At 52.4% G+C, this 23,259-nt stretch carries 22 protein-coding genes and 1 tRNA gene; 12 read left to right on the top strand and 11 right to left on the bottom strand.

Annotation, left to right across the window (positions count from 1 at the left end):
• Nucleotides 1-231: 231 nt before the first annotated feature.
• The 8 genes from J7445_RS08885 to J7445_RS08850 form a co-directional block, all read right to left on the bottom strand.
• Nucleotides 232-1,617: a GntP family permease gene (locus tag J7445_RS08885; RefSeq protein ID WP_070655895.1), complete on the bottom strand. Its 1,386-nt coding sequence runs from the start codon at nt 1,615-1,617 to the stop codon at nt 232-234.
• A 498-nt stretch (nt 1,618-2,115) separates the two neighbouring features.
• A complete protein-coding gene (gene hpf, locus J7445_RS08880) occupies nt 2,116-2,430 on the bottom strand; it encodes a ribosome hibernation-promoting factor, HPF/YfiA family (protein WP_003757098.1) in 315 nt (104 codons plus the stop codon).
• Nucleotides 2,431-2,496: 66 nt separating this feature from the next.
• On the bottom strand, nt 2,497-3,849 hold the full coding sequence (gene rpoN / locus J7445_RS08875) for an RNA polymerase factor sigma-54 (RefSeq protein WP_070440261.1): 1,353 nt from the start codon (nt 3,847-3,849) through the stop codon (nt 2,497-2,499).
• A gap of 244 nt (nt 3,850-4,093) precedes the next feature.
• Entirely contained in the window at nt 4,094-4,828 is a 735-nt protein-coding gene (lptB, locus tag J7445_RS08870; protein ID WP_003766063.1) for an LPS export ABC transporter ATP-binding protein, read from the bottom strand.
• Nucleotides 4,829-4,920: 92 nt separating this feature from the next.
• Nucleotides 4,921-5,451: a lipopolysaccharide transport periplasmic protein LptA gene (gene lptA / locus J7445_RS08865; RefSeq protein WP_070636438.1), complete on the bottom strand. Its 531-nt coding sequence runs from the start codon at nt 5,449-5,451 to the stop codon at nt 4,921-4,923.
• The gene (gene lptC, locus J7445_RS08860) at nt 5,432-6,013 is read right to left on the bottom strand and encodes an LPS export ABC transporter periplasmic protein LptC (RefSeq protein ID WP_070495990.1); all 582 of its coding nucleotides are present in this window, start codon (nt 6,011-6,013) and stop codon (nt 5,432-5,434) included. Before lptC ends, lptA begins: the two co-directional genes overlap by 20 nt.
• Nucleotides 6,010-6,546, bottom strand: a complete 537-nt coding sequence (locus J7445_RS08855; RefSeq protein ID WP_070655897.1) for a KdsC family phosphatase — start codon at nt 6,544-6,546, stop codon at nt 6,010-6,012. The genes lptC and J7445_RS08855 overlap by 4 nt, the downstream gene beginning before the upstream one ends.
• A gap of 244 nt (nt 6,547-6,790) precedes the next feature.
• Nucleotides 6,791-7,729: a LysR family transcriptional regulator gene (locus J7445_RS08850; RefSeq protein WP_016686599.1), complete on the bottom strand. Its 939-nt coding sequence runs from the start codon at nt 7,727-7,729 to the stop codon at nt 6,791-6,793.
• A gap of 230 nt (nt 7,730-7,959) precedes the next feature.
• On the opposite strand from J7445_RS08850, the gene J7445_RS08845 reads away from it, so the two are divergent.
• The 4 genes from J7445_RS08845 to J7445_RS08830 all read left to right on the top strand — a co-directional run bounded on the left by J7445_RS08845 (nt 7,960) and on the right by J7445_RS08830 (nt 11,755).
• Complete coding sequence (locus J7445_RS08845) at nt 7,960-8,709, top strand: Nif3-like dinuclear metal center hexameric protein (RefSeq protein WP_070655899.1); 750 nt, start codon at nt 7,960-7,962, stop codon at nt 8,707-8,709.
• Between the two features lie 122 nt (nt 8,710-8,831).
• The gene (gene petA, locus J7445_RS08840) at nt 8,832-9,413 is read left to right on the top strand and encodes a ubiquinol-cytochrome c reductase iron-sulfur subunit (protein ID WP_070655901.1); all 582 of its coding nucleotides are present in this window, start codon (nt 8,832-8,834) and stop codon (nt 9,411-9,413) included.
• A gap of 18 nt (nt 9,414-9,431) precedes the next feature.
• Nucleotides 9,432-10,955, top strand: a complete 1,524-nt coding sequence (locus tag J7445_RS08835) for a cytochrome b (RefSeq protein ID WP_070655903.1) — start codon at nt 9,432-9,434, stop codon at nt 10,953-10,955.
• A gap of 14 nt (nt 10,956-10,969) precedes the next feature.
• Nucleotides 10,970-11,755 carry a cytochrome c1 gene (locus J7445_RS08830; protein ID WP_209283008.1) on the top strand — a complete coding sequence of 262 codons (786 nt, stop codon included), beginning with the start codon at nt 10,970-10,972 and terminating at the stop codon, nt 11,753-11,755.
• A gap of 127 nt (nt 11,756-11,882) precedes the next feature.
• Here the strand turns inward: J7445_RS08830 and J7445_RS08825 are convergent, their stop codons facing one another.
• Both J7445_RS08825 and J7445_RS08820 read right to left on the bottom strand, forming a co-directional pair.
• Entirely contained in the window at nt 11,883-12,848 is a 966-nt protein-coding gene (locus J7445_RS08825; protein WP_209283007.1) for an IS30 family transposase, read from the bottom strand.
• A 203-nt stretch (nt 12,849-13,051) separates the two neighbouring features.
• Nucleotides 13,052-13,819 (bottom strand): HesA/MoeB/ThiF family protein, encoded by a 768-nt coding sequence (locus J7445_RS08820; RefSeq protein WP_070656586.1) that lies wholly within the window; start codon nt 13,817-13,819, stop codon nt 13,052-13,054.
• A 432-nt stretch (nt 13,820-14,251) separates the two neighbouring features.
• Between J7445_RS08820 and J7445_RS08815 the strand changes: the two genes are divergently transcribed.
• From J7445_RS08815 to J7445_RS08790, 6 genes are all read left to right on the top strand, one after another.
• Complete coding sequence (locus J7445_RS08815; RefSeq protein WP_070656600.1) at nt 14,252-15,226, top strand: ABC transporter permease; 975 nt, start codon at nt 14,252-14,254, stop codon at nt 15,224-15,226.
• The gene (locus J7445_RS08810; protein WP_094113433.1) at nt 15,216-16,214 is read left to right on the top strand and encodes an iron chelate uptake ABC transporter family permease subunit; all 999 of its coding nucleotides are present in this window, start codon (nt 15,216-15,218) and stop codon (nt 16,212-16,214) included. Before J7445_RS08815 ends, J7445_RS08810 begins: the two co-directional genes overlap by 11 nt.
• Before the next feature lie 155 nt (nt 16,215-16,369).
• Complete coding sequence (locus J7445_RS08805) at nt 16,370-18,235, top strand: acyltransferase family protein (RefSeq protein ID WP_070869831.1); 1,866 nt, start codon at nt 16,370-16,372, stop codon at nt 18,233-18,235.
• Between the two features lie 58 nt (nt 18,236-18,293).
• Entirely contained in the window at nt 18,294-18,917 is a 624-nt protein-coding gene (locus tag J7445_RS08800; protein WP_070869830.1) for an FmdE family protein, read from the top strand.
• 71 nt (nt 18,918-18,988) lie between these two features.
• Nucleotides 18,989-19,747: an iron ABC transporter ATP-binding protein gene (locus tag J7445_RS08795; protein ID WP_039862830.1), complete on the top strand. Its 759-nt coding sequence runs from the start codon at nt 18,989-18,991 to the stop codon at nt 19,745-19,747.
• A gap of 287 nt (nt 19,748-20,034) precedes the next feature.
• Nucleotides 20,035-20,262: a hypothetical protein gene (locus tag J7445_RS08790; RefSeq protein ID WP_029609675.1), complete on the top strand. Its 228-nt coding sequence runs from the start codon at nt 20,035-20,037 to the stop codon at nt 20,260-20,262.
• Nucleotides 20,263-20,462: 200 nt separating this feature from the next.
• Here the strand turns inward: J7445_RS08790 and queA are convergent, their stop codons facing one another.
• Complete coding sequence (gene queA / locus J7445_RS08785) at nt 20,463-21,506, bottom strand: tRNA preQ1(34) S-adenosylmethionine ribosyltransferase-isomerase QueA (RefSeq protein ID WP_070656594.1); 1,044 nt, start codon at nt 21,504-21,506, stop codon at nt 20,463-20,465.
• Nucleotides 21,507-21,684: 178 nt separating this feature from the next.
• On the opposite strand from queA, the gene apbC reads away from it, so the two are divergent.
• Both apbC and J7445_RS08775 read left to right on the top strand, forming a co-directional pair.
• On the top strand, nt 21,685-22,764 hold the full coding sequence (gene apbC, locus J7445_RS08780) for an iron-sulfur cluster carrier protein ApbC (RefSeq protein WP_070656596.1): 1,080 nt from the start codon (nt 21,685-21,687) through the stop codon (nt 22,762-22,764).
• A gap of 170 nt (nt 22,765-22,934) precedes the next feature.
• Nucleotides 22,935-23,010: transfer RNA gene (locus J7445_RS08775), tRNA-Lys, on the top strand.
• The last annotated feature ends 249 nt before the right edge of the window (nt 23,011-23,259 follow it).

Genomic DNA, 23,259 nt, shown 5'->3' with positions numbered 1-23,259 from the left:
TTCTTCCTTTGTTTGAGTGGAAAGATACAGTGGATTAACTTTAAACCGGTACGGCGTTGCCTCGCCTTAGCTCAAAGAGAACGATTCTCTAAGGTGCTGAAGCACTAAGCGAATCGGTTCCGTACTATCTGTACTGTCTGCGGCTTCGTTGCCTGATCCTGATTTTTGTTAACCCACTATATAAGGTCGGGCAGACGGTTTAGAGTGTCTCAAAACCGTTTTCAGACGACCTCAAACCACGGCAAACAGCAGCGCCGACACTGAAAAGCCGATGGCGGCAATCAGCGTTTGGTTGACTGTCCATGTTTTCAGCGTGGTCGGTACGTCCATATCCAAAAGGCGGCCGACCAGCCAGAAGCCCGAGTCGTTGAAGTGGCTGCAACCGACCGAGCCTGCCGCGGTTGCCAAAACGACGCAGGCGAGTTGCCAGTCGTTGAAGCCTGCGGCGGCAACGGCGGGTGCCATCAATGCGGCGGCAGTCGTCAGCGCAACGGTTGCCGAACCTTGCGCGATGCGCAACGCCAAAGCCACCAAGAAGCAGCCCAGCAATACGGGGATGCCCAAATTTGCCATGCTGTCCGCCAACGCCTGACCGATGCCCGATGCGCGCAACACGCCGCCGAACATGCCGCCTGCGCCGGTAATCAGAATGACCGAGCAGACGGGGGCGAGTGCGCCGTCCACCGTTTTTTCCAGTGCGCTCGCCTTCACGCCGCGTTTGCTGCCCAAAACATAAAGCGCCACCAAAACCGAAATCAACAGTGCGACCGGAGTCGAGCCGATCATGCGCGCCACCTGTACCCAATGTTCGTCCGCGCTGACGACTTTTTCACTAATTAAGGTGGACAGACCTGTGTTCATAAAAATCAACAGCATAGGAATCAACATAATGCCGACCACGGTCGAAGCCTTGGCAGGCGTTTGCGGCTGGTCGTTGTCCACCGCGCCGCCGCTGAGCAAATCGGGAACGTGCACGCGGATGGTGCGTCCCAAAACCTGACCCAGTAGATAACCGCTGACATACCAAGTGAACATGGCGACGGGCAGCCCCAAAATCAGCACCTGACCGATGTTCGCCGAATAAAATTCCGAAGCCGCAATCGGGCCGGGGTGGGGCGGCAGGAAAACGTGCATCACCGAAAACGCGCCGATAGACGCCAGAGCGTAAGGCAATACGTCCTGTTTCATGCGCCGCGCCGTCGCAAAGACAATCGGCAGCATCACCACCAATCCCGCATCAAAGAAAATCGGGAAGCCGAAAATCAGTGAAGCCACGCCCAAAGCAAACGGCGCGCGTTTTTCGCCGAACATCCGAATCAGCGCATCCGCCAGCGACTGCGCCCCGCCCGAAGTTTCCACCAGCCGCCCGAGCATCGCGCCCAAACCGACCAGCAAAGCCACGCTGCCGAGCGTGCCGCCGAAGTTTTTCAGCAGAACGTCGTTCACAATCTTATCCATCGGCAGCCCCGTCGCTACCGCCGTCAGCAGGCTCACCGACACCAAGGTCAACAGTGCGTGGACACGCAGTTTCACAATCAACAGCAAAATCAGCACAATCGCCATCGCCGCAATACCCAGCAGCCAGCCCGCGCTCAAGGTCTGAGTCCAACCGTCCATTTTGAAGCCTTTCTTTGTAATCAGAATACAAGGTAGTTAAGGTTTTTCAAACGTATCAAATAGACCATAGCATGATTTGCAACGGGGCGGTATGGCGGGTTTTCGGATGGGTTTAAGTATTTATTTTTTCAAATGGATTTGAATAATGAGAGTAAGTCGGGCGGTGTCATTTACTCTTGGTAAGAGAGGGAGGGTCATCTGAAAACGTAGTTTGCTTTCATGAACAAAGAAGGCAGGCGTGGATATTTTCTATTTTTCTAATCCGACATGGATTCAGAATAAGAAAACAGTTTCTTTTTTAAATACAATGATTTTTCAAAATTTTGTCCTGATGGGGCTAACATACTGCAATGCTTGTTGACCAATATGACGTGGGTTTTGCCAGCAGAAAAACGCCTATGTGGGATTCAAATCATTATGTTCAGCCCCTAGATTACTGGCTAACAAAAAACGTCGTCTGAAAATTTTCAGACGACGTTTTTATTATTGAATCAAGGCTTATTCTGCGGCAGGTTTTACCGTGTTGCGGACATCGCCGCTTTTTTCTTTATGTTTCAGCACCGCACGGTCGAGCTTGTCCATCAGAACATCAATGGCGGCGTACATGTCTTGTTCAACGGCCTCGACGTGGAGGTCTTTGCCCGCCAGATGGATGTCTGCTTCAGCCTGTTGATTGAGTTTTTCCACAGAAAGGGTGATGGTAACGGAAATGGCGTTGGCTGCGTGGCGGTTGATGCGTTCCAATTTTTCGGAAACGTAGTTTTTGATGGCCTCGGTAACGTCGAAATTCAGACCGGTGATTTTCAGATTCATAATACAGCTCCTTCGGTGGGGTTCAGTCCGTCAGAAACGGAACGGGAAAACTGCGGTTTAAAACTGTCATTCGGTAAGTTTGCGTTTGTGTGCCGGCGGGATGTCGAGCGATTCCCTGTATTTGGCGACGGTGCGGCGGGCGATGTCTATGCCCTGTTGTTTGAGGAGGCGGACAAGGGTTTCGTCGGAATGGGGTTTGCTGCTGTCTTCGTTTTCGATAATCTGCCCCAAAACGGCTTTAATCGCGCCTTGGCTCAGGCCTTCTTTGTCGCCTTCGGAATTGACTGCCTGTGTGAAGAAATAGCGTAACGCAAATAGTCCGCGCGGGCAAGACAAATATTTTTGGTTGGCGGCGCGCGAAATGGTGCTTTCGGCAAGCCCCAATTCGGCGGCTGCGTCTTTCATGAGCATGGGCGCGAGTCCGATTTCGCCGAAGATGAAGAAGTCTTCCTGATTTTTGACGATGTATTCGGCAAGGCGGATGACGGTGCTTTTGCGCAGTTCGAGGGAGTCGATGCGCTGCTTGGCTTCGTTGATTTTTTCTTTCCACTCGGGTGCGCCGTCTTCTGCGGATTTCATGAGTTCACAGTATTCGCGGTTGAGTTGCAGTTTGGGCCAGGCAGCTTCGTTGCCGATGACTTTCCAGCCGTCTTTGCCTTCTTTGACCCAAACGTCGGGCTGGATGTAAGCGGTCGGTTCGGAGGAGGCGAAACCGTAGGCGGGGTAGGGGTTGAGCGTGGCGATGATGTCGAGTGCGGCTTCTATGGTTTCGCTGTCGATTTCGGGAAAGAGTTTGCGGAAGCGGATGATGTTTTGTTTGCGGTTTTTGCCCAAATCGTGCAGCGAACTTTGGATGAGGTGGGCGGCCGCCTGACGCGCGGGGCTGGCGGGCAGGCGCATGAGTTGGAGCATCAGGGATTCGGTCAGGTCGGCGGCGGCAACGCCGGGCGGGTCGAAGGTCTGCAAAAGGTCGAGGGCGTTTTGCAGTTCGTCTTCGTCCAGCATCCATTCCAAGGGTGTGTTGTCGATAAGGTCTTGAATGCTGTCGGTGAAATAGCCTTGGTCGTCCAGGAAGTCGATAAGGATGTGGACGTAGGCGGCTTCTTTGTCGGAAAGGGGGTGTTCGCACACTTGGGAGTGCAGGTATTGGTTGAAATCTTCTTCTTTGGCGATGTTGAGCCACGCGTCTTCGGCATCGTCGCCGCCGAGGTGGTTGCTGCGCGGTATGGTGGTGCCGTGATTGAACTCTGCGTCGGCAAATTCGTCGGTTTCGGGACGTTCGAGCAGGGGATTGTCCTGCAACCAGTCTTCGACCTCGCGTTCGAGTTCGATGCCGGACATTTGCAGGATGCGCAGGGATTGTTGCAGACGTTGATTGAGTTGTTGGGTCTGCCTGAGTTTGAGGCCGAGTAAGGTCATGGTGCAATGTATGTTGATTGTTTTTTATATTTCGGACGGCATTTGTCCTCGGGTTTGGTTCGATGGCAAAGAGGTCGTCTGAAAAGGTTTTATGGTGTGTTTGGCGTTTTGGGGAACGCTGTTTTTTATTCGATATGTGTATTTCAACACTTTACACTTCATGCGTCAACTTACTTTGGGTGGTTTCGTCATTTAAAAAAACCGCACAATTGATTGTGCGGTTTGTCATGGTCAGTATTTGAAATCAGTATTTGAAGTTTTCGCCGAGATAGACGGAGCGGACTTGTTCGTTGTTGACCAAGTCGTCCGGCTTGCCGGAGGCGAGGACGGTGCCGTCGCTGATGATGTAGGCTCTGTCGCAGATACTGAGGGTTTCGCGTACGTTGTGGTCGGTAATGAGTACGCCGATGCCACGCGATTTGAGGAAGTCGATGATTTTTTGGATGTCGATGACGGCGATGGGGTCGACGCCGGCGAAGGGTTCGTCCAAGAGGATGAAGCGCGGCTGCATGGCGAGTACGCGGGCGATTTCGACGCGTCGGCGTTCGCCGCCGGACAGGGAGGGGGCGGGGTTGTGGCGCAGGTGGCCGATGTTGAGGTCAGCAAGCAGTTTTTCGACTTCGCCGTCGATGCGGCTTTTGTCTTTGGTGCTGATTTCTAAAATGGCGCGGATGTTTTGTTCGACGGTCATTTTGCGGAAAATTGAGGCTTCTTGGGGCAGGTAGCCGACGCCTAAGCGGGCGCGCTCGTGTATGGGCAGGTGGCGCAGTTCTTGTCCGTCGAGGGTAACGCTGCCTGCGTCGGCGGCGATGAGTCCGACGATCATGTAGAAGCTGGTGGTTTTGCCTGCACCGTTGGGGCCGAGCAGGCCGATGACTTCGCCGCTTTCGATTTCGAGGGAGAAGCTTTTGACGACTTGGCGTTTTTTGAAACTTTTTTGCAGGTTTTGAACGACGAGGCGGCTGGTGTTTTCGCTCATAAATGACTCTTGGTTCGGAGGTTGTCTGAAAATGTGTTTTTGGGGCTTGCTATGTTGGTTTTCAGACGACCTTTGGTGTTGTCAGATGCGGGTTATTTGGTTTTTTGGGTGCTGGACGGCTGGATGACGACGCTGACCCTGCCGGATTTGGCGGCGGATTTGGCACCTGATTTGGAGCTGCCGTTGATGGTATAGACTTCGGTTTTAGTGTTGTAGGTAATGACTGCGCCTTCGGCTACATCGCCGCCGCGTTGGACTTTGGCGTTGCCGGTCAGGGTAACGAGGTTGATGGCGGAGGAGTAGGTTACGTTGTTGGCTTGTCCGTTAACCGTGCCTTTGTTGTCGTCGAGCGTCTGGCTGAAGCGGACGGGCGAGCCGCTGGCTTTCATGAACTGTTCGCCTTTGTCGTTGCGGGAGACGTTGACGCTGCCTGCGCGGATGTTGAGCGTGCCTTGTTTGATGATGACGTTGCCGGTAAAGGTGGTACTTTGGTTGTTTTGGTCGAGCGAGCCTTGGTCGGCTTCAATCTGTATCGGCTGCTTGCTGTCGCTTTGCAGGGCGTAGGCGGGGGCGGTGGCGAAAAATGCGGTTAAAACACATACCTTACATATTTTTTGTATCATAAATCGTGGCTTTCACTCTGGATGGGAAGTTCAACAAACCTTTTTTGTGGTCATACGTCAGACCTTCGGCGTTGCCGCTCGATTCGCCGTATTGGAAGGTAACGGGCGTGTCGGTTTGGGCGTATTGCGATTCGGTATCGACGTGTAGGAGATCGGTTTTGACGACGCCCGCCTGCCGCTTGGCATCGGCGGCTTTGGTCAGGACGACGTTGTGTTTGAACAGGAGTTGTTTGGTTTGGGTGTTGTACACGGCTTCGTCGCTGCCGACGTCGTAAAGCCGGCTGCCTTCTTGGAAGAAGACGAGGTGCGGCAGCTCGAAATGTACGTCGGTGCTTTCGGGAAATTGTTTCGCCCCTCTTGCGCTCAGATGTTCTTTCAGACGACCTTGTTCGTCAAACCGCCGCCCGTCTATGCCGCCCATCGTATATTGCGGCTGGTTGGGGTTGAGTTTGACTTCTTCAATGTCGATTTCGCTGATGCGCCCCAACCATGCCGACAATCCGCCAAGCGCGACCGCCAGTACCAAAGGGAATGCGATTCCGTACCGCCATCTTACTTTCATTTGATGTACTCGTTCAAAGCCGCGCCCAGCGTACCTTTCGCGCGCATAATCAGGTCGCACACTTCGCGCACCGCGCCTGCGCCGCCCGCATGTTTCGTAATATAGGCGGCGTGTTGCAGCGCAAACCAATGCGCGTCAGGCACGGCAACCGGCAATCCGCAGCGCACCATCACCGGCAAATCGACCACGTCGTCGCCGACAAAGGCGCACTCGGCTTCTTCTACGCCCGCCTGCGCGCGCAATTCTTCATAGGCGGCGCGTTTGTCCGAAATGCCTTTGAAGTAGTAATTTATGCCCAACTGTTTGACGCGGATGCCGACGGAGGGCGCGTCCCGACCTGTGATAACCGCAGTCTGCACGCCGCTTGCCTGAAGCATCTTCAAGCCGTGTCCGTCCAGCGTGTGGAACGATTTGATTTCTTCGCCGTTGTCGCGGATAAAGATGCGGCCGTCGGTCAAAACGCCGTCCACATCCAATATCAGCAGCTTGATATGCGCCGCGCGCTGTTGCAGCTCGGGGTCTAAGGTTTGCATAGTGTTTCCTTGCGGATTGCTAGGTTTCAGACGACCTATTCTAACATAAAGGTCGTCTGAAAACGGTTAGCCTGTGTTTGTGGGGATTAATGCGGTTTAACGGTCATGGGGCTGCTTTATAACTCTATAATATGTGTCTGTCGGGCAAAGGTCGTCTGAAAACCTGAGATTTGGGTTTTCAGACGACCTTTTGATATTGAAATCGAAGTGCGTGAATGCCTTGACACCCTGTTTCAAGAAAACATCAATCCTGTCCGGGCATTGTCAGTTCGCTTAAGCCGGGGAGGTCGGCGAAGCTGCGTTCGCGGACAATTTGGCAGAAGTTGTCGAGATAGCTTTTGTCTGCGTCTTCGGTGCGCGTGGCGGCGTAGAGTTCGCTTTGCAGACCGTTGGCAGTGATTTGGCGGTGGACGACGTAGCCTTTTTCGAGATAGGGCATCACGGTCCAGTAGGGCAGGGCGGCGATGCCGCGTTTGCTGGCGACGAGCTGGATGATGGCGATGGTCAGTTCGCTGCGGCGGCGCGGTGGATTGATGCCTTTGGGTAACAATATTTTTTTGGGCAGGTCGAGCATTTCGTCGGGAACGGGATAAGTGATGAGGGTTTCACCGATGAAGTCTTCTGCTTCCCAAACGGTTTTGGCGGCAAGCGGGTGGTCTTGGGCGCAGATGCCGACCATTTCGTAGGCAAACAGGGGGCGGAAGCTGATGCCGTTTTGTTTTTCGGCTTCGGATACGATGGCGAGATCGGCGCGATGTTGCAGCAGGAGTCCGACGGGGTCTGCCTGAAAGCCGGAAACGATGTCCAATTCGACTTGCGGCCACATGGGGCGGAATTCGCCCATCGCGGGCATGAGCCAGTCGAAACAGGTGTGGCATTCGACAGCTAGCCGCAATTCGCCTGCTTCGCCTTCGATGATGCGGGCGAGGTCGCGCTCGGCGGCGGAAACTTGCGGGAGGAGTTCGCGTGCGAGCCTCAACAGGCGTTCGCCGGCGGGTGTAAAACGCAAGGGCGTGGATTTGCGCTCAAACAGGGGGGTGTCGTAATAGTTTTCAAGCGCGCGGATTTGGTGCGAAAGGGCGGATTGGGTCAGGAAGACGCGCTTGGCGGCAAGGGATACGCTGCCGGTTTCTTCGAGTGCCAGCAGGGTTTTGAGATGGCGCAGTTCGATGATGGAATCCATTGGTTTTTACGCTTTCAGACGACCTCTTGAAACAGGCAATATTAAAATATTTCATGCCGGGGTGTAAATGCGGGCGCGTGTTGGACGGTATGGGGATTGGGGGCATCATGGTTTGCGGTTAGAATGTGCGTCCGATTTTGTATGAATGTGGTGAATTGATTTGAAACAGGGATGGCATTGTTTCGTCTTGTTTTATGAAATTTAATCCGCTATGTGTTGAAAGGAATGATATGGCGAAACGCAACGATATTTTGGCGTGGTGCGACGAGGTGTTGCAGGTCGGAATGTTTAAAGACTATGCGCCCAACGGTTTACAGGTCGAGGGCGGGGCGGAAGTCGGCAAAATAGCGACATCGGTAACGGCAAGCAAAGCGGCGGTCGATTTCGCTGCGGAGCAGGGCGCGGATATGCTTTTGGTGCATCACGGAATGTTTTGGAAAAGCGAGCCGATAACGATTACAGGCTGGAAAAAAGCGCGCATCGAAACATTATTGCAACACCAAATCAATATGGCGGGCTACCACCTGCCGCTGGATGCACACCCTGTGCTGGGCAACAACGCGCAGCTTGCCGATAAGTTGGGCTGGGAAGTCGAAAGGCAGTTCGGCGAACAGAACCTGTTGAATATAGGTCGTCTGAAAAAGCCGCAGACTTTGGCTGAATGGTTGCAACACATTGCTACAACGCTGGGGCGGCAGCCCGTAGCCGTCGGCGATATGTCGCGCGAAATCAAACGCATCGCATGGTGTACCGGCGGAGCGCAGGGATTTTTTCAGACGACCATAGACGAAGGCGTCGATGCCTATCTGACCGGAGAAATCTCGGAAGCGCAGTTTCACCTTGCCAATGAAACAGGCGTTGCCTTTGTCAGCGCGGGACACCATGCGACGGAGCGTTACGGCATCCGCGCTTTGGGCGAGGCCGTAGCCCGGCATTTCGAGTTGGAAATCTGTCATTTCGACGAAGATAACCCCGCCTAAGCCTTGATAATCGTCATGAAAATTTACCTTAATTTAAATAATGCTTTGAGTATCACTGCAAACTAGGTAGAATTACATCGTTTAATGGCTCGGTATTCCCAAAATTTTAGGACGACTGAATAATGGATAATCAAGAAATCAATAGCGGTCGCCGCCGCTTTCTGACGCTGGCTACATGCGGCGCGGGCGGTGTGGCGGCTTTGGGCGTAGCTACGCCTTTCGTGGCAAGCTTTTTCCCTTCGGAAAAAGCCAAGGCCGCAGGTGCTCCCGTCGAAATCGATGTCAGCAAAATCGAATCCGGACAAATGCTGACTGCCGAATGGCAGGGTAAACCGATTTGGGTGGTCAATCGTACCGATCAGCAGCTCAAAGACCTGAAAAGTTTGAACGGCGCGGTTGTTGATCCTAATTCCGATGTGGATCATCAGCCCGAAAACTGTAAAAACGAGACCCGTTCGATTAAGCCGAAAATTCTCGTAGCCATCGGTATTTGTACCCACTTGGGCTGCTCGCCGACCTACCGTCCCGACGTTGCCCCTGCGGATTTGGGTGCAGACTGGAAAGGCGGCTTCTTCTGCCCGTGCCACGGTTCGAAATTCGACATGGCAGGCCGCGTGTATAAAGGTGTTCCTGCACCGACCAACCTGGTTGTTCCGCCCTACAAATATCTGAGCGATACGACAGTCTTGGTAGGCGAAGACTAAAAATAAGGAACGATAATTATGGCAAACCAAACCAATAACAAAGCAAAAGCATTGTTAGACTGGACGGACGCTCGTTTCCCTCTGTCTAAAATGTGGAATGAGCATTTGGCTCAATACTACGCGCCGAAGAACTTCAACTTCTGGTACTACTTCGGCTCTTTGGCTCTGCTCGTCCTCGTAATTCAAATCGTCAGCGGTATCTTCCTGACCATGAACTACAAACCGGACGGCAACCTGAATGCCTATCACCTGCCTGCTGCCTTTACTGCAGTAGAGTACATCATGCGCGACGTGTCTGGCGGCTGGATTATCCGCTACATGCACTCTACCGGCGCATCTTTCTTCTTCATCGTCGTATACCTGCATATGTTCCGCGGCTTGATTTACGGTTCGTACAAAAAACCGCGTGAATTGGTGTGGATTTTCGGTTCCTTGATTTTCTTGGCATTGATGGCCGAAGCCTTTATGGGCTACCTGCTGCCTTGGGGTCAAATGTCCTTCTGGGGCGCGCAGGTGATTATTAACCTGTTCTCCGCCATCCCTGTCATCGGTCCTGATTTATCCACTTGGATCCGCGGTGACTTCAACGTTTCCGACGTTACCCTGAACCGCTTCTTCGCGCTGCACGTTATCGCTGTGCCGATAGTGTTGCTCGGTTTGGTCGTGGCGCACATCATCGCCCTGCACGAAGTCGGCTCAAATAACCCCGACGGCGTGGAAATCAAGAAACTCAAAGATGAAAACGGCGTTCCACTCGACGGCATTCCTTTCCATCCGTACTACACCGTCAAAGACATCTTGGGCGTTGTCGTATTCCTGATTGTTTTCTGCTCCGTATTGTTCTTCGCTCCCGAAGGCGGTGGCTACTTCCTTGAAGCCCCGAACTTTGACGCGGCAAATGCGCTGAAAACACCGCCGCACATTGCGCCGGTATGGTATTTCACCCCGTTCTACGCTATTTTGCGTGCGATTCCTTCGATGGCAGGTACTCAGGTATGGGGTGTAATCGGCATGGGTGCAGCAGTTGTATTGATTGCCTTGTTGCCTTGGTTGGATAAGTCACCTGTAAAATCTGTTCGTTACCGCAACAACTCTTTCAAAGTAATGTTGGCGTTGTTTGTTGTATCTTTTATCGGCTTGGGAATTCTGGGTGCATTGGTAGCAGATGATACTCGTACAGCTTTTGCTCGTGCATTCAGTGCATTCTATTTCTTGTTCTTCATCGGTATGCCGTTGCATACAAATCCTAAATGGTTGGCTGAAAAAGCTGGTGGTATTAAATATTTAATCAGTCTGTTTGTTTATGCAGCTTTAATTATTTATAACCTATATTTAGTTGCAGTCTTGCCAAATAACATCGTTAAGGCATTCGTTCTGGCTTACACAGTTTTCTTTGCAGCTATTCCATTCCTGAATGCGTTTAATAGCGAAAAAGCTACGCCTGAGCGTGTAACCATGAGCACCACTAAACAAAAAATCATGTTCTTTGTTTATGTCGGTATTACCGCAGTAGGTGCTTACCTGTTTGCAACCAATATCTGATGAGGGCAGCGAAAATGAAACATACCCTGAAAAACTGGTTTGCTGCCTTATTACTGGCAGTGCCTATGAGTGCCGCCGTCGCCAGCGGTGGCGGACACTACGAAAAAGTTGAGATTGACCTGCGCGACCAAGTCAGCTTGCAGCGCGGTGCTCAAATTTTCACCAACTACTGCTTATCCTGCCACTCGGCAAGCGGTATGCGCTTCAACCGTCTGAAAGACATCGGTTTGACTGATGAAGAAATCAAGAAAAACCTGATGTTTACGACAGACAACGTCGGTGATGTCATGTTGGCGGCGATGAATCCTAAAGATGCTGCCAAATGGTTTGGTGCGGCTCCTCCGGATCTGACGCTGATTGCCCGCTCTAGAGGCGCGGATTATCTGTATGCCTATATGCGCGGCTTCTATAAAGACCCGACCCGTCCGAACGGGTGGAACAACGTCGTATTCGATAAAGTCGGTATGCCACACCCATTGTGGGAGCAACAAGGCGTTCAAGCGGTTGAGTTGGATGCCAAAGGTCAACCGGTTATGGTTAAAGATGAGCATGGCGTATCGAAACCCAAACTTTATTGGGAATCTACCGGCGCACACAGCCGTCGCTTGCCAAACGGCAAAGTCGTCCAAACAGAGTACGATGCTTATGTACGCGATTTGGTGAACTATTTGGTTTACATGGGTGAACCGGCGCAACTCCAGCGCAAACGTACAGGCTATATCGTGTTGATGTTCTTGCTTGCAGTGATGCTGCCTCTGGCATACTTCCTGAAAAAAGAATATTGGAAAGACGTTCACTAAGTCTTGTAATGAAAAAGGGGCAAACCCAATCGGGTTTGCCCTTTTTATGATTGAAGAATTAATAGTTTGGACTTTGCACATTTCGGATAATTTCAGACGACCTTGGATTCGGATTTCAAGTGCAACACTAGTGTATCAGTGGTTTGAACAGATTCAAGAATAAAACACTTGGCGTTTCGTAGCCAAGTGTTTTTCTTGGCCGGTGGTTCAACTCATCTTGAACCCTGCGTATCTCCCGATCACTGATGTTCCGGAAATCGGTTTGTTTGGGGAAATATTGCCGGATGAGTCCGTTGGTGTTTTCATTCAGCCCTTTCTCCCAAGAATGGTAGGGGCGGCAAAAATAAGTCTCCGCTTTCAATGCTTTGGCTATTTTGGTGTGTTGGTAGAACTCTTTGCCATTGTCCATGGTGATGGTGTGCACTCTGGCTTTATGTGCCTTTAATACCCTAATGGCCGCTAGGGCAGTGTCTTCGGCTTTGAGGCTGTCCAATTTGCAGATGATGGTGTAGCGGGTAACGCGTTCGACCAAGGTCAGTAATGCGCTTTTCTGTCCTTTGCCGATGATGGTGTCGGCCTCCCAATCGCCGATGCGGGATTTTTGGTCGACGATGGCGGGTCGGTTTTCTATACCGACGCGGTTGGGTACTTTACCTCTGGTCCATGTGCTGCCGTAGCGTTTGCGGTAAGGTTTGCTGCATATTCTGAGATGTTGCCACAAAGTGCCGCCGTTGCTTTTGTCTTGGCGAAGGTAGCGGTAAATAGTGCTGTGGTGGAGCGTGATTTGGTGGTGTTTATGCAGGTAGGCGCATACTTGTTCGGGACTGAGTTTGCGGCGGATAAGGGTGTCGATGTGCTGAATCAGCTGCGAATCGAGCTTATAGGGCTTTCGCTTACGCTGTTTGATAAGCCGGCTTTGCCGTTGTGCTTTTTCGGCGCTGTATTGCTGTCCTTGGGTGCGGTGCCGTCTGATTTCGCGACTGATGGTGCTTTTGTGGCGGTTAAGCTGTTTGGCGATTTCGGTAACGGTGCAGTGGCGGGACAGGTATTGGATGTGGTATCGTTCGTCTTGGGTCAGTTGCGTGTAGCTCATGGCAATCTTTCTTGTAGGAAAGGCCGTATGCTACCGCATACTGGCCTTTTTCTGTTATGGAAAGTTGCACTTCAAATGCGAATCCGCCGACCTTTCGACCTTTACAGTGTGGCAGTGATGATGAGTCGGCGGGAAATGGTGGCTGATAATGTTTTAATGTTTGTTTAAACTGACCATGGAACCTAAGTTAAGTATTCAAGCAATCATCTGTACGGCTCGTCTGATTCGGGTTTGGCACACACATTACAGTCACGATTGTGCGTGAAGAGGAATTCTTGCCATTTGCCGGTCAGTGCGTTGTAAGTTTTCAGTTTGCCGTGTGCCGGTTCGCCCGCGCCGGTGAGGATTTTAAGGGCTTCTGCGGCTTGGGTCGCGCCGATGATGCCGACCAACGGAGAAAATACGCCGAACAGGGCGCAGGCGCCGTCATCGGCGGTATCTCCGTCAAACAGGCAGGCGTAGCAAGGGCTGTCAGGCAAATCGGGACGGTACACGGCGATTTGTCCTTCAAAACGCACGGCAGCGCCGGAAACCAGCGGGGTACGGGTGGCGACGGCGGCGCGGTTGATGGCTTGGCGGGTGGGGTAGTTGTCAGTGCAGTCGAGAACGATGTCGGCGGTATACATGAGCTCGGTCAGGCGGGTTTCGTCCAGTTTTTCGGTCAGTGCGGTAATGTCGCACGCGCTGTTGACGGCTTTCAGACGACCTGCCATCACTTGCGCTTTGGCTTGTCCGATATCGGCTTCGGTGAAGGTGGTTTGGCGTTGGAGGTTGGTATCGTCTATAGTGTCGTGGTCGGCGATGATGAGTTTGCCAACGCCTGATGCGGCAAGATACGGGAGTGCTGCCGCGCCCAGCCCACCACAGCCGACGACGAGGACGCGGGCGGCAAGAATTTTTTCCTGTCCTTCGATACTGATTTCGTCGAGAAGGATGTGGCGGCTGTAACGGAGCAGTTGGTGGTCGTTCATGATGAGGTCGTCTGAAAGGGGTTGTATCGGGGAATTTTATAGCAAATGGGATTTGGAAAGATACAGTAGATTTGTGCGGAAACGGAGATTCCTATTAATGGGATTCTATGCCGGTAAACTTTGGTTTTATCAAGAATGGTTATTATTCGAATAAATATTGTCTCTTTTTGTGGTAAATGTTATCGTTAGCACGATTTTCGGTTTGTGTCAGAATTTTATTAAAGTGTTGCCTGATTTATTTTCAGACGACCTTGATTGCCATAACCGCAATTTTGTCCCTTGCCATATCCTGAAAGGATGGGGTATTTAGGATGAGATTGTTTTAAAAGACGCCGAAATTCAAAGTGTCCCCTCATGTTGAAAGAGGGGAAGATGCATTACATTGCCGAATATGGCTATTACCATGTTTTAAATATTTCACATTTTCCCCTTATGTACGTCAAACCTTTATCTTTAAATTTAATCAACTGCTTTGTGCTGGTGGTGCTGTTTGTCGTCAGCCTGTCGGTGGGCGTCGGCGATTTCCGCTGGGCGGATGTGTTTCGCTGGACTTTGTCTGACAGCACGGAACTGATGTTGGTCAGCCGCCTGCCGCGCACGTTTGCGATTGTGCTGACGGGAGCGTCGATGGCGGTGGCGGGGATGATTATGCAGATTTTGATGCGCAACCGTTTTGTCGAGCCGTCTATGGTGGGGGCGAGCCAGAGCGCGGCGTTGGGCGTGTTGGTGATGACGCTGGTGCTTCCGGCTGCGGGGCTGACGGCGAAGATGTCGGTGGCGGCTGCGGCGGCGTTGGCGGGGATGTTGGTGTTTATGATGCTGATACGCCGTTTGCCGCCGACGGCGCAGTTGATGGTGCCGCTGGTGGGGATTATTTTCGGCGGCGTTATCGAGGCGGTGACGACGTTTATCGCGTATGAGTTTGAGATGATGCAGATGTTGAGCGTGTGGCAGCAGGGCGATTTTTCGGGCGTGCTGTTGGGGCGTTACGAATTGCTGTGGCTGACGGGCGGCTTGGCGTTGGCGGCGTATTTGATTGCCGATCAGCTGACGATTTTGGGCTTGGGCGAAACGGTGAGCGTGAATTTGGGTCTGAACCGGACGGCGGTGTTGTGGGTAGGTTTGGTGATTGTCGCGCTGATTACGTCGCTGGTGTTGGTAACGGTCGGCAATATTCCGTTTATCGGGCTGGTCGTGCCGAACATCATCAGCCGCCTGATGGGCGACAAGCTGCGCCAAAGTCTGCCTGCGGTGGCTTTGCTCGGCGCGTCGTTGGTGCTTTTGTGCGATATTTTGGGGCGCGTGATTGTGTTCCCGTTTGAGATTCCGGTCTCAACCGTGTTCGGTGTGTTGGGTACGGTGTTGTTCTTGTGGATTTTGTTGAGGAAACCTGCCCATGTCGTCTGAAAACAAGCGTAGCGCGCTTCGCTCAAACAAGGTTGCGTTTATGCAGGGTTCTTCCCGTCCGCTGTGGGCGGCGTTTGTCTTGCTGCTGGCGTGTTGCACCTTGTTCCTGACTTTGAACATCCAAGGCGATTGGGATTTTGTGTTGCAGCTGCGGCTGACCAAGCTGGCGGCTTTGCTGTTGGTGGCGTACGCGGTCGGGGTTTCGACCCAGCTTTTCCAAACGCTGACGAACAATCCGATTCTTACGCCTTCGATTTTGGGCTTCGATTCGCTTTATGTGTTTTTGCAAACGCTTTTGCTGTTTGCCTTGGGCGGGGTGGGCTATACGTCGCTGCCGCTGACGGGTAAGTTCGGCTTTGAGCTGGTGATGATGATGGGCGGCTCGCTGCTTTTGTTTTACACACTCATCCGGCAGGGCGGACGCGATTTGTCGCGCATGATTTTAATCGGCGTGATTTTCGGGATTTTGTTCCGCAGCCTCTCTTCGCTGCTGACGCGCATGATTGATCCGGAGGAATTTACGGCGGCGCAGGCGAACATGTTTGCAAACTTCAATACGGTTCACAGCGAGCTTTTGGGCGTAGGCGCGCTGATTCTGCTGGCGAGTGTGGTGGCGGTTTGGCGCGAGCGGCACCGTCTGGACGTTCATCTTTTGGGGCGCGACCAAACGATTAACTTGGGCATAAACTATACGCGCAATACCTTGTGGCTGCTGCTTTGGATTGCCGCGCTCGTGGCGACGGCGACGGCGGTGGTCGGGCCGGTCAGCTTCTTCGGCCTGCTGGCTGCCGCGCTTGCCAACCATTTCGCCCCGAGCGTGCGCCATAGCGTGCGGCTGCCGATGACGGTGTGTGTCGGCGGCATCCTGCTGGTCGGCGGACAAACCGTGTTCGAACACCTGCTCGGTATGAAGGCGGTGTTGAGCGTGGTGGTTGAATTTGCCGGCGGGCTGGTGTTTTTGTATTTGGTGTTGAAACGCAAGCGCTAGGTCGTCTGAAAACTTTTTGAGCCTGAATTCGAATGGCGTAAACCACTATTTCCAAACGGTATATTTCGTTTTCCACGCCCTTGGATTTGATAGCGTGAATGAAACTAAATATCGAGTTCTTACTCATAATAAGCATCACTATCAAGGTGCGTACTATGAGTAAAGTGTTGAAATACCGTCCTGATTTGGATGGGATACGGGCATTGGCGGTTTTATCCGTCATCGTATTTCATATCGATCCCCAATGGCTGCCGGGCGGTTTTTTGGGCGTGGATATGTTTTTCGTGTTGTCGGGATACCTGATTACGACCATTATCAGCCGCGAGATTCACGACGGCAGCTTTTCGTTTCTCGAGTTTTATAAACGACGCGCCAAACGCATTTTGCCGGTCTTTGCCTGCGTATTGCTTTGCACGACGGTCGTTGCCGCCATTTTCTTTTTGTCTTTCGATTTGCGCCAATACGTCAAATCTGCCGTCTATGCCTTGCTGTTTGCCGCCAATCTGTTTTTTGCGCGCCGTGGCGGTTATTTTGATGCGGATGCGACGGAAAAGCCGTTGCAACATATTTGGTCGCTGTCGTTGGAAGAACAGTTTTACTTTATTTTCCCCGCGTTGCTGATTCTGTTTTTCCGTATCAGCAAACGGCGCAATGTGCGGACGTTTATCCTTTTGCTGATTGTCATCAGCCTGTTTTCCGCGCTGTTGCCGACTTTGGGTATGGAGGCGTATTTCCTGCCGCATGTGCGCGCTTATGAGCTGCTGGTCGGTTCGCTTTTTGCCTTTATTCCGCCCGCCGAACAAAACGACAAAGCCAGTACGCCGCTGTTCGGATGGCTGATGATGGCGGTCATCGCCGTCACGCTGGTGCTGCCCTACGGCGTCCTGCCCGGTGCGGGAAACATCGAACGGCTGCTTTGCTGTACGGCGGTTGGCGGTTTGATTTACTCGGGCAAATCATTGCAGATGCAGGAAGGTTTCAATACGTCCAAACTGTTGAGCCTCAAGCCGGTTGTGTTTGTCGGTCTGATTTCGTATTCGCTGTATTTGTGGCACTGGGTGGTGTTGGCGATGATGCGTTACATCTATATGGACGCGCAGCTTCCGCTTGCCGCATCGGCATTGGCTGTCATCATCATGCTGCTGTTGTCGGTATTGTCTTATTATTTTGTGGAAACACCGGCGCGGAAGGCGAAGAATTTTACGACGGCGAAATTCAAATGGAGCATGGTGGCTTATTTCGCGCTGCTGATTCCTGCGGCAACCTACCTGATGACCGCCAAACCCGCCGCGTTTGAAAGCAGTTTGTACAAAGCCGATGAAAGCAAAATTTGCGCGGACACGCTGACTAAAACCGATTGCGCCGTCGGCGCGGCAAACCAAAAACCTGAAGTTTTGGTCATCGGCGACTCACATGCCGCCCATTTAAGCCCGTTCCTCGACATTGTCGGCAAAAAAGAAGGCTGGTCGGCAGACGTCATTACGTCCAACAGCTGCGCCACCGCGTTTGGATTTACCCTGCCCGACAGCGACCGCCGCGCTGACCGCTGCAATCCGTATAACAGGTTTATCGAACAAAAAACCAAAGACTATCCTGTCATCATCATTTCGCAACGCTGGTTCCTCCATACCGCCAAACCGGAATTTTTGGAACGGTTCAACACAATGCTGGAGGATTTGGTGAAGGCGGGCAAAAAAGTGTACGTTTTGGCCGATACGCCCATGGACGGGCAGCTGCCGTTGCGGCGTTATTACCTGAGACAAAAGCTTGGCATCGACATCAATTATGTTTCAGAGGATAAAAAAGAAGAAGTCCGCGATTCCGCCAAGTCGGAAGACGAAGTCGAAAAAATCGTGAAGCAGCACCGCGGCGTGCAGTGGGTGGACTTTATGCAGTACATCCCCGCGGACAAACTTATAGACGGGCTGCCGGTGTATTTCGATACCAACCACCTCAACCCGTTCGGTTCAAGTAAAATTGCCGAAATGTTTATCAACGATAAACGCACCCTGTTGAAATAAGCACAAAGGTCGTCTGAAAACAGATTCAGACGACCTCTTTAAAGCAAAAGGATACCGTATGACTCAAGAACACTTTCCCGAATTTTTCGAGCAAGCCCCGACGCTGACCGTCCAAGACGCGCTCGCCGAATTTCTCGGCGCGGCAGAGGAGGGCATCATGCAGTATCGCTACGCCGATGCCGTCCGCCTGTGCGGACACTCCTGCCCCACCGTTGCAGGCGCGTACCTCATGACGCTTAAAGGCCTGAAAGCACTTTACGGCAGCGATCTGCCGCAGCGCGGCGGAATCGAAGCCGCCATGCAAGGCGCGCGCGACGAAGGCACGGTCGGCGTTACCGCATCCGTCGTCCAACTCTTAACCGGCGCCGCTCCCGAAACCGGCTTCGGCGGCGTCGGCCCGCAAGGACGCTTCGCCCGCCGCAACCTGTTGAGTTTCGATGCCGACATCGAAGGCACGCTGACCCTGCGCCGTAAAGACAACGGCAAAACCGTCACCGTCAGCCTCAACGCCGCCATGCAGCCCTTCGCCCCCGAAATGCGCGACATCATGCCCAAAGCCGTCAGCGGCACCGCCACCGCAGAAGAACTCAAACGTTTCGGCGAACTCTGGCAGGCGCGTGTCAAAGCCTTCTTGATTGATTTGGCAGACAATCCCCAATTCGTCATCGTTCGCGAAATCTGAAGCCCATCCTTTTCAGACGACCTCTCATGTTCGGAGGTCGTCTGAAAACAAATCCACACATCACACTCATCATGATTACCATCCGCAACGTCAGCTTCCACATCGGCGGCAACCCCATCCTCAACAACGTCAGCCTCGACATCCCCGAAGGCGGCATCACCGCGCTCATCGGTCCAAACGGCGCAGGCAAATCCACGCTCCTCTCCTTCATGGCGCGCCTCCGCCCGCTGGAACAGGGCAGCATCAGCTACGCCGGCAAAGATGTTTCGACCACGCCCACCGCCGAGCTGGCAAAAACGCTCTCCATCCTGACCCAAGAAAACAGCGTCATGAGCCGCATTACCGTGCGCGACCTGCTCATGTTCGGGCGTTATCCCTACCATCAAGGCAGACCGACCCCCGAAGACCTCGCCATCGTCGAAAACGCACTTTCCGAGTTCAAACTGGACAGCTTCGCCAACCGCTACCTGACCGAACTCTCCGGCGGACAACGCCAACGCGCCATGATTGCCATGGTCTTCTGCCAAAGCACCGATTACGTCCTCTTGGACGAACCGCTCAACAACCTCGATATGTACCACGCCCGCGCCCTCATGCAGCTGCTCCAACGACTGACCCGCGAACACAAGCGCACCACCGTCGTCGTCCTGCACGACATCAACCAAGCCGCCGCCTACGCCGACCACGTCGTCGCCATGAAAAACGGACAAGTCGCCATGACTGGCGCGCCGAACGACATTTTTACCGCTGAAAATATTAAAGATTTGTTTGATATGGATGTGGACGTATTGGATTATCAGGGCAAGAAACTGGTTATCCATCACGTTTGAGGTGCGGATGCGAAAAGGTCGTCTGAAAAATTTCAGACGACCTTTCATCATCAACTCCAACGTAACCGCGTTTTCAGACGACATCAAGCTGCGGCTGAATGTAAAGCGTCTTTGATGGGGAATAAGTACGGATGAGTCTGAAAAAGCTTTAGAACGCATCGGCAAGAATGAATCTTTGTTATTGAAAAACCTACCGGCAGGCTTCAATCAGGAAAAACATGAAGCAGCAAGGGAATGGATTTATTGTTGGCAGCATTGGACCTTTTGGAAAAGGTGTGAGGTATTCTATGAACAACTGGAAGCAGTTTATATTTTTCGTAATATTGGTCATAGCTTGTTATCAATTTCTATATTTTTTATCCGATATGTTCCTTCTCGGCTATATCAATAAATACAGTTGGAATTTGAATTTTATTCAGGGGACTTTGAATTTTCTTTCAATATTTCTTCCCTATGTTTTTGTTAGACGAATTTTCAGGAAAACCAATCAAGAAAAGGAAGATGCAAATAATTGAAGTTCAACTTCATGAATTAAAGCCGGTTTCATATTGAACCGGGAGACTGATGGCGAACCGAAAATAGTAAGATTCCTGCCGTCATTCCCGCGCGGGCGGGAAATTCATAGGAAATTTTACGAAATAGGCGTTTAAAAACCATTGCTGAATTCAAAAGCCGATTTTCAGAGCGGGAAAGGCGGCAGGATGGGCAGTATCTTTTAATCTGCGATGTCCGTTTCGCTCCGCCCCAAAACCATCGCATCCCCGTAGCTGAAAAAACGGTATTCATGTTCGACCGCATGGCGGTACACTGCGCGGATGTGTTCCATACCCGAAAACGCGCTGACGAGCATCAGGAGCGTGGATTTGGGCAGGTGGAAATTGGTAATCAGGCGGTCGATGACGCGGAAGCGGTAGCCCGGCGTGATGAAAATATCGGTATCGCCCTGTCCTGCTTTCAGACGACCTGTCTCGCGCGCGGCGGATTCGAGGGCGCGCATGGAAGTGGTGCCGACTGCCCAAACTTTGTTTCCACGCGCATGGGCGGCTTCGATGGCGGCGACGGTTTCGGGCAGTACGTCAAACCATTCGCTGTGCATCTTGTGTTCTTCGATTTTGTCCACACGCACGGGCTGGAACGTTCCTGCGCCGACGTGCAGGGTGACTTCCGCCGTTTCCACGCCTTTGGCTTTCAGACGACCTAAAAGCTCGTCTGTAAAATGCAAACCTGCCGTCGGCGCCGCGACCGCGCCCTGATGTTTGGCATAGATGGTTTGATAACGCTTGTCGTCATTCGCGTCGGCAGCGCGTTCGATATAGGGCGGCAGCGGCAAATGGCCGTTTTGCTCCAAAAGTTCGTAAACGGTTTGTTCGCCTTCAAAACGCAGGCAGAACAGTTCGTCCGCACGCTCAACCATGACGGCACAAATATCGCCTTCGAAAATCAGCTTCGTGCCGGGCTTGGGCGATTTGGACGAACGGATATGCGCCAGCGCGGTGTGGTTGTCCAAAACGCGCTCTATCAAAGCTTCGATTTTGCCGCCACTCTCTTTTTGCCCGAACAGCCGCGCTTTCATGACTTTGGTGTTGTTGAACACCAAAACGTCGCCCGCCTCAATATAATTAGGCAAATCGCCAAACGCCCGGTCTTGCAGCGGCATATCGGGTAGTGCGACCAAAAGGTGGCTGCTGCCGCGCACTTCGGGCGGATGCTGGGCAATTAATCGGTCGGGCAGGGTGAAATCGAAATCGGAAATATCCATAATCTTATTTTGATGCTTACAAATTTTGTCAGGCGGTCATTATACGCATTTCCCCGCGGGCTTGGCGTTTCATGCGAGAAGTCGTCTGAAACGCCAAGCCCGCAATATTTTGCGTCCGAACAAGGCAATACGGTATCATTCGTTTTGTTTCAAACGCCACCGCATCAGAGAGAACAACATGAATATTCCCGCCATTTCCGCCGCAATCGAAGCAGTAAAAATCCCCGGCACCGAGCGCACGCTCGGCAGCGAAAAAGCCGTCAAGCTGTTGGAAGAACGTTCCGACGGCCTTTATATCGGACTGAAATTCGGATTCCCCGTCGGTCATATCGCTGCCGACATCGCCAACAGCCTGCAAGAAGCCGTCATCGGCATCACAGGCGACGCGCATATCCATCTCAGCATTGACACTGAAATCACAACGCACAAAGTACAGCCCGGTGTCGCCACTATCAAAGGCGTCAAAAACATTATCGCCGTTGCATCCGGCAAAGGCGGTGTCGGCAAATCCACTACCACTGCCAATCTCGCTACCGCCATGGCACGCATGGGCGCGCGCGTGGGCGTGTTGGATGCCGATCTCTACGGCCCCAGCCAGCCGACTATGTTGGGCGTGCAAGACCGCAAACCCGACCAAAAAAAACAAAAACTAATTCCCGTCGAAGCCGACAGCGGCATCCAAGTGATGTCCATCGGCTTTTTGGTCGATACCGACCAAGCCGTCGTTTGGCGAGGCCCGATGGTAAGCCAAGCCTTGCAGCAGTTGATGTTCCAAAGCGAGTGGGACGAAGTGGACTATCTCTTCATCGACCTGCCGCCGGGTACAGGTGACATCCAGCTCACCCTGTCGCAGAAAATCCCCGTAACCGGCTCGGTCGTCGTTACCACGCCGCAAGACATCGCCCTGATTGACGCACGCAAGGCGGTCGATATGTTCAACAAAGTCAACATCCCGATTTTCGGCGTACTCGAAAACATGTCGGTACATATCTGCTCCAATTGCGGCCATACCGAAGCTATTTTCGGTTCTGAAGGCGGCAAAAACTTGGCAGGTCGTCTGAATGTCCCGCTGCTCGGACAGCTTCCGTTAAGCCTGCCCGTGCGTGAAGCAATGGATGGCGGCGCGGCGAAACAGTTGTTTGACGACCATCCCGCCATTGCCAAAATCTACACCGACGCAGCCTTCCAAATCGCCCTGACCATTGCAGACAAAGGCAAAGATTTCAGCAGCCGCTTCCCAAAAATTGTAGTGGAATAACGGGCAGAGGTCGTCTGAAAGCCTTTCGAACGGTTTCAGACGACCTTGTGGTGCTGAAGATTATGCAAAAGCGAATAATCGGAAAATCAAATATTTAAAGATTTAATCTTGTTGTTTTGAGAAAATTGCTTGACACGAAAAGTCTCGCCTTCTATAATTTGCAGCTTATCGGGTCGTTAGCTCAGTCGGTAGAGCAGCGGACTTTTAATCCGTTGGTCGAGCGTTCGAATCGCTCACGACCCACCAAATTTAAAAAGCCTGGACAAATGTCCGGGCTTTTTATTTGCCGGTATGTTTTGAGGTTGTTACAGCCTACCCGTTAGAGTTTTGATACGGGTTTGTTTGTTATAGTGGATTAACTTTAAACCAGTACGGCGTTGCCTTGCCTTGCCGTACTATCTGTACTGTCTGCGTCTTCGTCGCCTTGTCCTGATTTAAATTTAATCCACTATAAATTCGCGGCCATAGCCTGCGTTACGGTTTGGCTTAGCCCGA

Source organism: Neisseria sicca (assembly GCF_017753665.1).
Lineage (GTDB): Bacteria > Pseudomonadota > Gammaproteobacteria > Burkholderiales > Neisseriaceae > Neisseria > Neisseria flava.
Note: the sequence above shows the minus strand (reverse complement) of the source record. Positions and strands in the feature narration are given on the sequence as shown.

Excerpts from the sequence above, each read along its gene's own strand:
- J7445_RS08800 (WP_070869830.1), top strand. The coding sequence starts at position 18,294 with ATGACTCAAGAACACTTTCCCGAATTTTTCGAGCAAGCCCCGACGCTG.
- J7445_RS08790 (WP_029609675.1), top strand. The coding sequence starts at position 20,035 with ATGAACAACTGGAAGCAGTTTATATTTTTCGTAATATTGGTCATAGCT.
- hpf (WP_003757098.1), bottom strand. The coding sequence starts at position 2,430 with ATGAATCTGAAAATCACCGGTCTGAATTTCGACGTTACCGAGGCCATC.
- petA (WP_070655901.1), top strand. The coding sequence starts at position 8,832 with ATGGATAATCAAGAAATCAATAGCGGTCGCCGCCGCTTTCTGACGCTG.
- rpoN (WP_070440261.1), bottom strand. The coding sequence starts at position 3,849 with ATGACCTTACTCGGCCTCAAACTCAGGCAGACCCAACAACTCAATCAA.
- J7445_RS08795 (WP_039862830.1), top strand. The coding sequence starts at position 18,989 with ATGATTACCATCCGCAACGTCAGCTTCCACATCGGCGGCAACCCCATC.
- J7445_RS08855 (WP_070655897.1), bottom strand. The coding sequence starts at position 6,546 with ATGCAAACCTTAGACCCCGAGCTGCAACAGCGCGCGGCGCATATCAAG.
- apbC (WP_070656596.1), top strand. The coding sequence starts at position 21,685 with ATGAATATTCCCGCCATTTCCGCCGCAATCGAAGCAGTAAAAATCCCC.
- J7445_RS08845 (WP_070655899.1), top strand. The coding sequence starts at position 7,960 with ATGGCGAAACGCAACGATATTTTGGCGTGGTGCGACGAGGTGTTGCAG.
- J7445_RS08825 (WP_209283007.1), bottom strand. The coding sequence starts at position 12,848 with ATGAGCTACACGCAACTGACCCAAGACGAACGATACCACATCCAATAC.
- lptC (WP_070495990.1), bottom strand. The coding sequence starts at position 6,013 with ATGAAAGTAAGATGGCGGTACGGAATCGCATTCCCTTTGGTACTGGCG.
- J7445_RS08830 (WP_209283008.1), top strand. The coding sequence starts at position 10,970 with ATGAAACATACCCTGAAAAACTGGTTTGCTGCCTTATTACTGGCAGTG.
- J7445_RS08850 (WP_016686599.1), bottom strand. The coding sequence starts at position 7,729 with ATGGATTCCATCATCGAACTGCGCCATCTCAAAACCCTGCTGGCACTC.
- J7445_RS08885 (WP_070655895.1), bottom strand. The coding sequence starts at position 1,617 with ATGGACGGTTGGACTCAGACCTTGAGCGCGGGCTGGCTGCTGGGTATT.
- lptA (WP_070636438.1), bottom strand. The coding sequence starts at position 5,451 with ATGATACAAAAAATATGTAAGGTATGTGTTTTAACCGCATTTTTCGCC.
- J7445_RS08810 (WP_094113433.1), top strand. The coding sequence starts at position 15,216 with ATGTCGTCTGAAAACAAGCGTAGCGCGCTTCGCTCAAACAAGGTTGCG.
- lptB (WP_003766063.1), bottom strand. The coding sequence starts at position 4,828 with ATGAGCGAAAACACCAGCCGCCTCGTCGTTCAAAACCTGCAAAAAAGT.
- J7445_RS08815 (WP_070656600.1), top strand. The coding sequence starts at position 14,252 with ATGTACGTCAAACCTTTATCTTTAAATTTAATCAACTGCTTTGTGCTG.
- J7445_RS08820 (WP_070656586.1), bottom strand. The coding sequence starts at position 13,819 with ATGAACGACCACCAACTGCTCCGTTACAGCCGCCACATCCTTCTCGAC.
- J7445_RS08805 (WP_070869831.1), top strand. The coding sequence starts at position 16,370 with ATGAGTAAAGTGTTGAAATACCGTCCTGATTTGGATGGGATACGGGCA.
- queA (WP_070656594.1), bottom strand. The coding sequence starts at position 21,506 with ATGGATATTTCCGATTTCGATTTCACCCTGCCCGACCGATTAATTGCC.
- J7445_RS08835 (WP_070655903.1), top strand. The coding sequence starts at position 9,432 with ATGGCAAACCAAACCAATAACAAAGCAAAAGCATTGTTAGACTGGACG.